At 73.7% G+C, this 12754-nt stretch carries 11 protein-coding genes and 1 riboswitch; of the genes, 8 read left to right on the top strand and 3 right to left on the bottom strand.

The genetic code is table 11. The annotated features are described in order from the left end of the window. Positions 1-104 precede the first annotated feature (104 nt). Positions 105-740, bottom strand: a complete 636-nt coding sequence (locus KBZ10_RS06265; RefSeq protein ID WP_247701913.1) for a hypothetical protein — start codon at positions 738-740, stop codon at positions 105-107. 269 nt (positions 741-1009) lie between these two features. On the opposite strand from KBZ10_RS06265, the gene rpe reads away from it, so the two are divergent. From rpe to KBZ10_RS06235, 6 genes are all read left to right on the top strand, one after another. After that, on the top strand, positions 1010-1696 hold the full coding sequence (gene rpe, locus KBZ10_RS06260) for a ribulose-phosphate 3-epimerase (RefSeq protein WP_210986501.1): 687 nt from the start codon (positions 1010-1012) through the stop codon (positions 1694-1696). 169 nt (positions 1697-1865) lie between these two features. Further along, positions 1866-2870 carry a sugar-binding transcriptional regulator gene (locus KBZ10_RS06255; protein ID WP_210986687.1) on the top strand — a complete coding sequence of 335 codons (1005 nt, stop codon included), beginning with the start codon at positions 1866-1868 and terminating at the stop codon, positions 2868-2870. Positions 2871-3129: 259 nt separating this feature from the next. Next, the gene (locus tag KBZ10_RS06250) at positions 3130-4593 is read left to right on the top strand and encodes a GuaB1 family IMP dehydrogenase-related protein (protein ID WP_210986500.1); all 1464 of its coding nucleotides are present in this window, start codon (positions 3130-3132) and stop codon (positions 4591-4593) included. Positions 4594-4794: 201 nt separating this feature from the next. Then, complete coding sequence (locus KBZ10_RS06245) at positions 4795-5250, top strand: Lrp/AsnC family transcriptional regulator (protein WP_210986499.1); 456 nt, start codon at positions 4795-4797, stop codon at positions 5248-5250. A 203-nt stretch (positions 5251-5453) separates the two neighbouring features. After that, positions 5454-6257: a carbon-nitrogen hydrolase family protein gene (locus KBZ10_RS06240; RefSeq protein WP_210986498.1), complete on the top strand. Its 804-nt coding sequence runs from the start codon at positions 5454-5456 to the stop codon at positions 6255-6257. A 134-nt stretch (positions 6258-6391) separates the two neighbouring features. Continuing rightward, positions 6392-8113 carry an NAD(P)/FAD-dependent oxidoreductase gene (locus tag KBZ10_RS06235; RefSeq protein WP_210986497.1) on the top strand — a complete coding sequence of 574 codons (1722 nt, stop codon included), beginning with the start codon at positions 6392-6394 and terminating at the stop codon, positions 8111-8113. A 36-nt stretch (positions 8114-8149) separates the two neighbouring features. Here KBZ10_RS06235 and KBZ10_RS06230 read toward each other — a convergent pair whose 3' ends face one another. After that, positions 8150-8836, bottom strand: coding sequence for a DUF5995 family protein (locus tag KBZ10_RS06230; protein ID WP_210986496.1), 687 nt, complete (start codon positions 8834-8836; stop codon positions 8150-8152). A 220-nt stretch (positions 8837-9056) separates the two neighbouring features. After that, on the bottom strand, positions 9057-10517 hold the full coding sequence (locus KBZ10_RS06225; protein WP_210986495.1) for a uracil-xanthine permease family protein: 1461 nt from the start codon (positions 10515-10517) through the stop codon (positions 9057-9059). Between the two features lie 154 nt (positions 10518-10671). On the opposite strand from KBZ10_RS06225, the gene KBZ10_RS06220 reads away from it, so the two are divergent. Both KBZ10_RS06220 and ribD read left to right on the top strand, forming a co-directional pair. Continuing rightward, complete coding sequence (locus tag KBZ10_RS06220; RefSeq protein ID WP_210986494.1) at positions 10672-10887, top strand: hypothetical protein; 216 nt, start codon at positions 10672-10674, stop codon at positions 10885-10887. A 407-nt stretch (positions 10888-11294) separates the two neighbouring features. Further along, positions 11295-11425: riboswitch (FMN riboswitch) on the top strand. A 192-nt stretch (positions 11426-11617) separates the two neighbouring features. Further along, the gene (gene ribD / locus KBZ10_RS06215) at positions 11618-12754 is read left to right on the top strand and encodes a bifunctional diaminohydroxyphosphoribosylaminopyrimidine deaminase/5-amino-6-(5-phosphoribosylamino)uracil reductase RibD (protein WP_210986686.1); all 1137 of its coding nucleotides are present in this window, start codon (positions 11618-11620) and stop codon (positions 12752-12754) included.

Genomic DNA, 12754 nt, shown 5'->3' with positions numbered 1-12754 from the left:
CCGGTGAGCCTCAGCAGGCCCGGACGCTCCGGCCGGTACGGGGGAGCGTACGCCCACCCGTACCGGCCGGAGCCGGGTGCCTCTGCGGGCGGCCGCCTCGGGGCTCAGCCCCGCGGGCCGGCCGCGTCGGTGCGGTCCGGGGCCGCGGTGCCCGGGGCCGCGGTCGCGGTGCGCTCCGCGGCGCTCATGGCGTCGTCCCGCTCGGTGCCGCGGAGGGACTGGGCCTGGGTGCCGCCGCCCGCCGAGTCCTCCACGGAGGAGCAGAACGGCACGGTGCCGGTGTTCTGGACGTACCGGGCGGCGACCCATCCGGAGCCGTCGCGCAGCAGGTACCAGAGGTCGTTGCCGTCGACGTTCTGGCCGTGGACCTTGCAGTTCAGCCCGACCTGGGCGTGGTAGGCGAGTACTCCGAGGTTCGCGGAGTTCGTGGTCGGCTGGGCCCGCTTCACGACACCGCTGGGGCTGATGACGGTGCCGTACGGCTGGGCCGGTGTGCCGACCTCCTCGCCGGCCCCGGCCCCGTTGGTGTCGCTGTGGCCCGAGCTGACGACGCCGTCCCGGCCGATGACGTTCTCGTCCCCGACCGCGAAGTGGTTGTTGTCCCCGTGCACCACGAAGGTCGTGCCGCCGTGGTGGCCGTCCCCGTACCCGTCGTGTGCCTGGGCGGCCGACACGCCTCCGCCCGCCAGGGCCAGTGCCGCCAGGACCGTCAGGCCGAGCCGCATCCCGTTCTGCTTCACAGGTGTTCCTTTCCGTTCGGTGCCATACACGCAGGCTTGCACCTTATGGACGGATAATCTGCTTAATGGTGGATTGCTGCTTTGGTGGGCGCGTGCGCCCCGGGCGGGCGGCACGGGCCGGACCGCCCGGGGGCGCATCGGCCGGCCCGTTCCGCCGGCAGGCGGCTGCCGCCGTCATGAAATCGTTCTCGGTCGGTTGGGGAGGGAGGGTCATGGAATGCCGGAAACGGGCGTCGGCGGACCCCTCCCGCGCATGGCAGGCTGTCCCCATGGCCGTGCAGATCAGTCCCAGCATTCTCTCCGCCGACTTCTCCCGCCTCGGGGAGGAGGCGAAGGCCGTCCAGGGCGCCGACTGGCTCCATGTCGACGTCATGGACAACCACTTCGTCCCGAACCTCACCCTCGGCGTGCCGGTCGTCGAGTCGCTGAGCAGGGCGACGGACACCCCGCTGGACTGCCATCTCATGATCGAACAGCCGGACCGCTGGGCCCCCGCCTACGTCGAGGCCGGCGCCGGCTCCGTGACCTTCCACGCCGAGGCCGCGGCCGCGCCGGTCCGGCTCGCCCGCGAGATCCGGGCCAAGGGGGCCAGGGCCTCGATGGCGCTCAAGCCCGCCACCCCCGTCGAGCCCTACGAGGACCTGCTGCCCGAGCTCGACATGATCCTGGTCATGACCGTGGAGCCCGGCTTCGGCGGACAGGCCTTCCTCGACATCATGCTGCCGAAGATCCGCCGTACCCGGGAGCTGATCGCCAAGCACGGCCTGCAGATGTGGCTCCAGGTCGACGGCGGTGTCTCGGCGGACACCATCGAGCGCTGTGCCGAGGCCGGAGCCGATGTCTTCGTCGCCGGCTCCGCCGTCTACGGAGCGGACGACCCGGCCGCCGCGGTGCGCGCCCTGCGCCGCCAGGCCGAGGAGACCACCGCCACGGCGGGCTGGGCCTGCAGCCACTGACACCGGGCCCGGAGGACACGGAGCGATGAACTCCGGTGAACTCTCCGGGGCGGTGGAACGCGAGGACCGGCCGGCGACCGCCGCTTCTGACAGGATGGCGGCGGGTGCGCGAAGGGGACAGTGAACAGTGAAGGAGAACGCGGTGTCGACGGGCCGATCAGCCATGCGGATGGGACCCGCGGAGCTGGTGCAGGCGGCGGCCATGGCCCGCCGTTTCTACCTTGAGGGAAAATCCAAGATCCAGATCGCGGAGGAGTTCGGCGTCAGCCGCTTCAAGGTCGCCCGCGTGCTGGAGACGGCGCTCGAACGCGATCTCGTCCGGATCGAGATCCGGGTGCCGGCCGAACTGGACGCCGAGCGCTCCGACGCGCTGCGCGCCCGCTACGGCCTGCGGAACGCCGTCGTCGTCGAATCGCCCTCCGACGCCGAGGACGACGGCGTGGACCCGGAGAACCTCGGCGAGGTCGCCGCCGACCTGCTCGGCGAACTCGTCAACGAGGGCGATGTCCTCGGCCTCGCCTGGGGCCGCTCCACCATCCACATGGCCGCCGCCCTCAACCGCCTCCCGCCCTGCACCGTCGTCCAGCTCACCGGGGTCTACGACGCCGGCACCGCCGAACGCGGCTCCGTGGAGGCCGTCCGGCGCGCGGCGACCGTCTCGGGCGGCGAGGCGCACCCCATCTACGCGCCGATGCTGCTGCCGGACGCCACGACCGCCGCCGCCCTCCGCGCCCAGCCCGGGATCGCCCGCGCCTTCGAGTACTTCGACAAGGTGACCGTCGCGGCCGTCTCCATCGGCTCCTGGGAGCCCGGCATCTCCACCGTCCACGACATGCTGTCGGAGGAGGAGCGCGCCCACTACGCCTCGCTGGGCGCCGTCGCCGAGATGTCCGCGCACCTCTTCGCCGCCGACGGCCGCCGGATCGGGCGCGATCTGGGCGAGCGCTGCATCACCGTCGAGGCCGACCGGCTGCGGCGCATCCCCGAGGTGGTCGCCATCGCCGGCGGGCGGCGCAAGGCCGCCGCGATCGACGCCGTGCTCCGCTCCGGACTGGTCACCAGCCTCGTCACGGACACGGCCGCCGCGGACCACCTTCTCCAGGAGACGGGCCCCAAGCCGCGCCCGGCGCTCGACCGCGCCGACCCGGACGGAGCGGACTCCGCGGAAGGGTGACGGCACCCCGCCGCCCCGGCGCCTCCCCGGACGTCCGCCCGGGGCCGGGAGCGGCCCCGGCCCGAGCGCCTGCCCGGGCCCGTGGCCGGATGATCCGGTAAAATTCCGGGGCAAGGCAGGTCTCACTGCCTGGCACGCGAACCCCCGCCGTACCCGCCACGCCCGCCCGCCCTCGCGGAGGAGCGGCAAGGGAAGCCGGGGGTCCTTTGCCGTGTCCACGTGGGAGTCACCTGCGCCGTTCCACCGAAATGTGAGACCCATGCGTTTCCTTGAGCCCGGCACGGGGCGCCACGTCGAGACAGCTCCGGTTCCGCACGACCTGACGTACGACGACGTCTTCATGGTGCCGAACCGTTCCGCCGTGGGTTCCCGGCACGGCGTGGACCTCGCCACCCCCGACGGCACCGGCACCACCATCCCCATCGTGGTCGCCAACATGACGGCGATCGCCGGCCGCCGGATGGCGGAGACCGTCGCCCGGCGCGGTGGTCTCGTCGTCATTCCGCAGGACATCCCGCTCGACGTCGTCAGCGAGGTCATCTCCTGGGTGAAGCAGCGGCACCGGGTCTTCGACACCCCCATCACCCTCGCCCCCACCGGGACCGTCGCCGACGCGCTCTCCCTGCTCCCCAAGCGGGCGCACGGCGCGGGCATCGTCGTCGAGGACGGCCGGCCCGTGGGCGTCGTCACCGAGACCGATCTGACCGGCGTGGACCGCTTCACCCAGCTCTCCGAGGTGATGTCCCGGGAACTGCTGCTCCTGGAGGACGGTGTCGACCCGCGCGACGCCTTCAACCGCCTCGACGCCGCCCACCGCAAGCTCGCCCCGGTGGTCGGCAAGGACGGGCGTCTCGCCGGCATCCTCACCCGCAAGAGCGCCCTGCGCGCCACGCTCTACACCCCGAACACCGACGCGGACGGCCGGCTCCGCATCGCCGTCGCCGTCGGCATCAACGGGGAATCCGTGCGCCGTGCCGAAGGGCTGGTGGCCGCCGGTGTGGACACCCTGGTCGTGGACACCGCGCACGGCCACCAGGACAGCATGATGAGCACCCTGAAGGCGATCCGCGCCCTGGATCCGCCGGTGCCGGTCGTCGCGGGCAACGTGGTCTCCGCCCAGGGCACGCGCGATCTGATCGACGCGGGCGCGGACATCGTCAAGGTGGGGGTCGGGCCGGGCGCCATGTGCACCACGCGCATGATGACCGGAGTGGGCCGCCCCCAGTTCTCCGCCGTCCTCGAATGCGCGGCCGAGGCCCGCCGGCACGGCAGGCACGTCTGGGCCGACGGCGGCGTGCGGCACCCGCGGGACGTCGCCATGGCGCTGGCCGCGGGCGCGTCCAACGTGATGATCGGCTCCTGGTTCGCCGGCACCCACGAGTCGCCCGGTGATCTGCAGCAGGACCCCGGCGGGCGCTTCTACAAGGAGAGCTACGGCATGGCGTCCGCGCGGGCCGTGCAGAAGCGCACCAGCGAGGAGTCGGCCTACGACCGCGCCCGCAAGGGCCTGTTCGAGGAGGGGATCTCCACCTCCCGGATGTACCTCGACCCGGCCCGCCCGGGCGTCGAGGACCTGATCGACGCGATCGTCGCCGGGGTGCGGAGCTCCTGCACCTACGCGGGCGCGGGCTCCCTGGAGGAGTTCCACGAGCGCTCCGTCATCGGTGTGCAGAGCGCCGCCGGCTACGCGGAGGGCAAGCCGCTCCACGCCAGCTGGCTCTGACGGCCGCAGGCGGCGGCGCGGCGCGGGGTGTCGTACGGGCACGGCGCCCCCGGGGCCCGGAGCGGGCGCTCCGCCGCGCTCCCCGTCGGCAGGGGAGGGGCGGACTGTGCTGTACTGCGGCTGTGGCGACCGCCGTCCGGCGCCCGCCCCGCCGGCGGTGCCGCGCGCAGCCCCTCCGCACAGAGAAGTGATCCATCCGCAGTGCGACTGAACGAGCTCGACGAACGCATCGTCCACGCCCTCGCCGAGGACGCCCGCCGCTCCTACGCCGACATCGGCGCGGAGGTCGGCCTCTCCGCCCCGGCCGTCAAGCGCCGGGTGGACCGGCTGCGGGCCGAGGGGGCGATCACCGGGTTCACCGTACGGGTGGACCCGGCGGCGCTCGGCTGGGCCACCGAGGGGTTCATCGAGATCTACTGCCGGCGCCACACCACCCCGGAGGCGATCCGCCGCGGCCTCTCGCGCTACCCGGAGGTGGTGTCCGCGTCCACCGTGACCGGAGACGCGGACGCCATCGCGCAGATCTTCGCCGCCGACATGCGGCATTTCGAACGGGTGCTGGAGCAGATCGCGGGCGAGCCCTATGTGGAGCGCACCAAGTCCGTCCTGGTGCTCTCCCCGCTGCTGCGGCGCTACGGCTCCGGGGCACCCCGGTAGCCCGAGGGGCGCGGCAGCGGGGAGGGGACCCGGCGGGCGCCGGCGGGGTGCGGACCCCATCGCGCAACGAATCGCCGCACCGGACCCAGCGGGCGCAATGAATCGCCTGCGGGCGGCAACGGAAGCGGCTTGTCCCGCCGGATCGGGCGACCGTACCGTCTTTCCGTCCCCTCATCGCCCGTTTCGTACCCCCGAGGATCTCCATGCCGCCGTTGCGCACCGCCCTGCTCCAGAGCTCCGGACGCCCCGGCGATGTGGCCCACAACCTGCGGCTTCTCGAGGAGGCGGCGGGCCGCGCCGCCGCCTCCGGCGCCCGGCTGCTGCTGACTTCCGAGCTGTTCCTGACCGGGTATGCCGTCGGCGGCCGGCTGCCCGCGCTGGCCGAGCCCGCCGACGGGCCGTCCGCCGGGCGGGTCGCCCGGATCGCCGCTGAACACCGGCTCGCCATCGGCCTCGGCTACCCGGAGCGGGACGGCGACGCCCTCTACAACTCCGTGCGGCTGACCGGTCCCGACGGCACCCCGCTCGCCGGCTACCGCAAGACCCACCTCTACGGGGAGTTCGAGACCGCCCAGTTCACCCCGGGCGGTGAGCCGGTCGTCCAGGCCGAGCTGGACGGCACCCGGCTCGGCCTGCTGATCTGCTACGACGTCGAGTTCCCGGAGGCCGTGCGCGCGCACGCCCTGGCCGGCACCGAACTGCTGCTCGTGCCGACCGCGCTGATGCGTCCGTACGAGGTCGTGGCGCGGACGCTCGTCCCGGCGCGCGCCTGGGAGAGCCAGCTCCACATCGCCTACGTCAACCGCTGCGGATCCGAAGGGGAGTTCGACTTCACGGGGCTCAGCTGCCTCGCGGCCCCCGACGGCACCGTCCCCGTCCGCGCCGGGACCGCCGAAGACCTGCTCATCGCCGACGTCGACCGGGACCTGCTCGACCGCGCCCGCGCGGCCACTCCCTACCTGCGCGACCGGCGCCCCGAGCTCTACGGCCCGCTCACCGCGGGCTGACGGACCGCCGCCCGCGCCCGGCCGGCCGCATCCGGCCACCCGCACCACCCGCACCACCCGGCCACCCGCACCACCACCCGCACCACCACCCGCACCCGCACCCGCCGTACCGCACCTCCAGGAGACCCCAGCCGATGACGTCCGTGCCCACCGCCGTCCACGACGAGCAGCACGCCGAGGCCCAGGCCGAGCCGCCCATCACCATGTTCGGCCCGGACTTCCCCTATCCGTACGACGACTTCCTGGCCCACCCGGCCGGGCTGGGCTCCGTGCCCGCCACCGAGCACGGCACCGAGGTCGCCGTCATCGGCGGTGGCCTCTCCGGCATCGTCACCGCCTACGAGCTGATGAAGATGGGCCTCAAGCCGGTCGTCTACGAGGCCGACCGGATCGGCGGCCGGCTGCGCACCGTCGGCTTCGAGGGCTGCGACCCGTCCCTGACCGCCGAGATGGGCGCCATGCGCTTCCCGCCGTCCTCCACCGCCTTCCAGCACTACGTGGACCTGGTCGGGCTGGAGACCCGCCCCTTTCCCAACCCGCTCTCGCCCGCCACTCCGTCCACGGTCGTGGACCTCAAGGGCGAGTCGCACTACGCCCGCACCCTGGACGACCTCCCCGAGGTCTACACCCAGGTCATGAACGCCTGGAACGCCTGCCTGGAGGAGGGCGCCGACTTCTCCGCCATGCAGCGCGCCCTGCGCGAGCGGGACGTCCCGGTGATCCGCGAGATCTGGTCCCGGCTGGTGGAGAAGCTCGACAACCAGACCTTCTACGGTTTCCTCTGCGACTCCGACGCCTTCCGGTCCTTCCGGCACCGGGAGATCTTCGGCCAGGTGGGCTTCGGCACCGGCGGCTGGGACACCGACTTCCCCAACTCCATCCTGGAGATCCTGCGCGTCGTCTACACCGGCGCGGACGACGACCACCGCGGCATCGTCGGCGGCAGCCAGCAGCTGCCGCTGCGGCTCTGGGAGCACCGGCCCGGGAAGCTCGTCCACTGGCCGCACGGCACCTCCCTGGCCGGGCTGCACGCGGACGGGGAGCCGCGCCCGGCCGTCACGCGGCTGCACCGCACGGCGGGCAACCGTGTCACCGTCACCGACGCACGCGGCGACATCCGCACCTACCGGGCCGCGGTCTTCACGGCGCAGAGCTGGATGCTGCTGTCCAAGATCGAGTGCGATGACGCACTCTTCCCGATCGACCACTGGACGGCGATCGAGCGCACCCACTACATGGAGTCCTCCAAGCTCTTCGTCCCCGTCGACCGGCCGTTCTGGCGGGACGAGGCCGTCGACGACAAGGGCGAGCCGACGGGGCGGGACGTGATGAGCATGACGCTCACCGACCGGATGACCCGGGGCACGTATCTGCTCGACGACGGCCCGGACCGGCCCGCCGTGATCTGCCTCTCCTACACCTGGTGCGACGACAGCCTGAAATGGCTCCCGCTGGACGCGAACGAGCGGATGGAGGTCATGCTCAAGTCGCTCGGCGAGATCTACCCGGGTGTCGACATCCGGCGGCACATCATCGGCAACCCGGTCACCGTCTCCTGGGAGGACGAGCCCTACTTCATGGGCGCGTTCAAGGCGAACCTGCCCGGCCACTACCGCTACCAGCGCCGGCTGTTCACCCACTTCGTGCAGGACCGGCTGCCGGAGGACCGGCGGGGGCTGTTCCTCGCGGGCGACGACGTCTCCTGGACGGCGGGCTGGGCCGAGGGCGCCGTGCAGACCGCGCTGAACGCCGTCTGGGGCGTCATGCGCCATCTGGGCGGCACGACGGACCCGGCCAACCCGGGCCCGGGCGACGTCTACGACGCGATCGCGCCGGTCGAACTGCCGGAGGACTGAGGGGAGCAGGGGGCTGACGGCACGGCCGCCGTGCCGTCAGCCCAGCGGTGTGAGGAGGAAGCGGCCGACCATGCCGGTCCCCGTGTCGAGCCGCTCCCGGAACTCCTCGCGGAGCCCCTCCGCCCCGCGCAACTCCCACAGCACCCGGGACGCGGCCCACGCGGCGTCCCGGGCGCGGATCAGGCACCAGGAACCGGTGAGATGCGTCAGCGGATCGGCGACGTCCAGCAGGTCCGGACCGGGCATCAGCTCCTCCCGGACCCGCTCCTCCAGCTCGACGAGGACGTCGTCCACCCGCTCGTAGTCGCTCCGCAGGGCGCGCGGTTCGCAGCCGCGGGCCGCGCAGGTGTCCACGACGGCCAGCGCCAGGTCGTGCCCGACGTGGGCGTTGACCCCGGCGAGGGCGAACTGCACCGGCAGCACGCCCGGGTGACGGCGGTGCTGGAACAGCGGGCGCCAGCAGGCCGGCGCCCGGCGCCCGGCTCCATCGGCGTCCACCGCCGCCAGATAGCGGCGGGCGAAGCGCGCCGTGAACTCGGCGGTCAGCGCCGGGTCCCGGAAGTGGCCCGCCGCGATCCGCCGCTCCAGTTCCCCGGTGACCGACAGATAGACGCGGTTGAAGACGGCGACACCGTCCTGCCGGGGAAGCGCGGCCTCCAGGGCGCGCATCCGATCCATCGCGTCCCGCACCTCGGCCGCTGCCCGTGGTTCCGTAGTGGTCATGCACGCACGGTGACATTTCCGTGTGCGTCTGTCCCGTGGTGTCACTGTTTGTGACCGGAACGGCCTAGCGGTGGCGTACACGTCGGTCAACTCCCGGTTGACGGCGGGCTCGTGGCCCCCCGGGGCCCGGCCGCCGTGGTCGGTCCGGCCGCCGCGTGAGCCGTACCTGCTCCCGCCGGGCGGCGCCGGGACGTACCCGGGCCCGCCCGGCGGGCCGGAGTCACTTTCCGGCGGTGCCGGTGCCCGCGGCGGTGCCCGCGCCGGTGTCCCTGCCGGTGTCCGTGCCGGTGCCGTCCGGCTCCTCCCGGGCCGCGTCGTCGTAGGAGGTGGTGCCCTCGTCCAGCAGCGGCTCCTCCGCCTTCAGGTGGGCCGGGGCCATGACGCGCAGCACGTGGTAGCCGCTGAGCACCACGATCGTGCCGAGCGCGATGCCGTTCAGCTCGAAGGTGTCCGTGATCCGCAGGCTGACCCCGCCGACACCGATGACGACGCCCGCGGCCACCGGCACCAGGTTCAGCGGATTGCGCAGGTCCACCTTGTTGTGCACCCAGATCTGCGCGCCGAGCAGGCCGATCATGCCGTAGAGGATGACCGTGATGCCGCCCAGCACGCCCCCGGGGATCGCCGCCACGACCGCGCCGAATTTGGGGCAGAGGCCGAAGAGCAGGGCGAAGAGGGCCGCGGCCCAGTAGGCGGCCGTGGAGTAGACCCGGGTGGCGGCCATCACGCCGATGTTCTCGGCGTAGGTCGTGGTGGCCGGGCCGCCGACGGCCGTGGAGAGGACACTGCCCGCGCCGTCCGCCGCGATCGCGGTGCCCAGCTCGTCGTCGAGCGGGTCACCGGTCATCTCGCCGACGGCCTTCACATGGCCGGCGTTCTCGGCGATCAGCGCGATCACCACGGGCAGGGCGACCAGGATCGCCGACAGCTCGAACTGCGGGGCGTGGAAGGACGGCAGCCCGAACCAGGCCGCGTCGGCGACGCCGGAGAGGTCCAGCCGCCAGTGGTCCACGGCCTCGGTGCCGCCCTGGACCGAGTGGATCTTTCCGAGACCGAGGTCGGACAACCAGGAGACGCCGTAGCCGAAGACGAGCCCGAGGAAGATCGCGATCCGCGACCAGAAACCGCGCAGCACGACCACGGCGAGCCCGGTGAACAGCATCGTCAGCAGCGCGGTCCACTGGTCCTGCGGCCAGTACACGGAGGCGGTCACCGGGGCCAGGTTGAAGCCGATCAGCATCACGACGGCGCCGGTGACGACGGGCGGCATCGCCGCGTGGATGACGCGCGCCCCGAACGTCCGCACGGCCAGCCCGCTGAGGAACAGCGCGACGCCGACGACCAGGATCGCCCCGGTGATCGTCGCGATCCCCCCGCCCTGTGCCTTGATCGCCGCCGCCACCCCGACGAAGGAGAGGCTGCAGCCGAGGTAGCTGGGCACCCGGCCGCGCGTCGCCAGCAGGAAGATCATGGTGGCGAAGCCGGACATCATGATGGCCAGATTCGGATCCAGACCCATGAGCACGGGCGCGACGAAGCTCGCCCCGAACATGGCCACCACATGCTGCGCGCCCAGCCCCGCCGTCCGCGGCCACGACAGCCGTTCCTCCGGCCCGACGACCGCACCGGGGGCGGGCACGCGCCCGTCGCCGTGCAGTTTCCAGCCCACGCCGAGGCCCATGACCACTCCACTCCGTCCGCTCCGTCGCCGGGGGTCGGCGACGATGAAATCCCGCCAATATTACGGGGGGTGCTCCGGGGGCGTTACGGCCGTGCGCGGAGTGACGGCGGTCACCGATGTGCGGGGTGCCGGGGCCGGGGGCAGGCTGGAACACATGAACGACAAGCCGCCTGTCCTCGTGCATCCGCCGGCCGGCACCGGCCGACGGGTCGAGATCCGCGGCCAACGCGCCGGCACCGCGACCGGCCCCCGGGATCTCCTCGAATTCCTGCGCCGCGCCGGGCTCGACCCGGACGAGGTGCACCTCGACGACCCCTCCCTGATCGAGTGGCGGGGCGGCGGCCCGGACGACTGGCCGGGACAGCTCTGACAACACGGCTCCGGGACGCGGCTCCGGGACGCCGCTTCGGCCCCGGCCGCGGAACGCGGCGCCGGTGCGGAGCCCGCGCGTTACCGGCGGTGCGGTGCCGCGGCGGGCGAGCCCGCACGGCCCGGCCGCAAGCCCGGATCCGGCCATGACGGGCCCCGGTGCCCCGCTCCGGTCCCGCCCGTCCCCGACAGGAGCGGTGGCGGCGCCGCCGTTCCCGTCGCCCGCTGTCGGTCACCGTCCCGTTTCCGCAGGTCACCGCCGGTCGCCGACCCTACGCAGCCTCCGGGCCCGCCGCGGCCCGCCCCGGCGGAGCGTGACGCACGGGGAGCGCGCTGTGAGGGAGGACACAAGACCCGCCCGGGTCGCCGCCGCCCTCGCGTGGCAGACTGGGGGTGTACCAGTGACGTCAGCGCACTCCGGGGTCGGTGAAAGTCCGAACCGGCGGTTAAAGTCCGCGACCCGGCCACTGCCAGTGGCCGGTTGACCAGGTGAGATTCCTGGACCGACGGTTAAAGTCCGGATGGGAGGCAGTGCGCGGCGGCCGAGCACCGGGTGCGCCGTCGTACAGCGGCGCGGTCCGCCCCGTCCGGGGTGAGCCGTGCGGCCGTATCCGCGCCGCCCCGCGTGTGACGTCCGCCTCTGTCCTCGTCGACAGCCCCGGAGTCCGTGCCCGCAGAGGCAGGAGGACCCGGTGGCCCCCGAAGCGCCCCGTACGGCCGAGACCCGCGCCATGCGGCGGGCCGTCGCGCTCGCTGCCCGCGGCACCGGCTCCACCAGCCCCAATCCCGTCGTCGGCTGCGTGATCCTCGACGCCGCGGGGGACGTGGCCGGTGAGGGATACCACCGGCGCGCCGGCGGCCCGCACGCCGAGATCCACGCCCTGCGCGCGGCCGGCGAACGCGCCCGCGGCGGCACCGCCCTCGTCACCCTGGAGCCCTGCGACCACACCGGCCGCACCGGCCCCTGCAGCCGCGCGCTGATCGACGCCGGGATCGCCCGCGTCGTCTACGCCGTCGCCGACCCGCACGACGCGGCCGCCGGCGGGGCCGCCACCCTCACCGCCGCCGGGATCGACGTCGAGGGCGGACTGCTGGCGGACGAGGCCGAAGAGGTCAACCTCGCCTGGCTCACCTCCGTACGCCGCCGCCGGCCGTTCGTCCGCTGGAAGTACGCGGCGACACTCGACGGCCGGACCGCCGCCGCCGACGGCACCAGCCGCTGGATCTCCTCACCCGAGTCCCGCGCGGACGTCCACCGGCTGCGCGCCGAGGCGGACGCCGTGATCGTCGGCTCCGGCACCGCCCGCGCCGACGACCCCCAGCTCGCCGTCCGCCACCCGGCGCTGCTCGACACCCTCGGCGCCGGGCTCCGCCAGCCGCTGCGCGTCGTCGTCGACAGCAACGCCTCCGCCGTCCGGCCCGGCGCCCGGATCCTGGACGGCAGCGCGCCCACCCTCGTCGCCGTCGCCGAGGACGCCGACGCCGCGCACCTGGAGGGACTCGCCCCCGTGGTGCGCCTGCCGCGCGCGCCCGGCGGCCGCGGCCTGTCCATCCCGATGCTGCTCCGCACCCTGTACGAGCGGGAGGTGCGGTCCGTGCTGCTGGAGGGCGGGGCCACCCTCGCCGGGGCCTTCGTGGCCGCCCGTGCCGTCGATCAGGTCGTCGGCTATCTGGCCCCGGCTCTGCTCGGCGCCGGACCGGCCGTTCTCGCGGACGCCGGAATCGGCACGATCGCCGACGCGTTGCGCCTGGACGTGACCGGTGCCGACCGCTGCGGTCCGGATCTGCGGATCACCGCTGTTCCCAGGGGGCCCGCCCCGGACACCGCCCCCGCCGCCTCCGCCCCTTCCGCCTCCGAGGAGAACTGA

Source organism: Streptomyces sp. F63, assembly GCF_018070345.1.
In the GTDB taxonomy this organism is placed as follows: Bacteria; Actinomycetota; Actinomycetes; order Streptomycetales; family Streptomycetaceae; genus Streptomyces.
The sequence above is the reverse complement of the archived record's forward strand: the minus strand, read 5'-3'. Positions and strand labels throughout refer to the sequence as shown.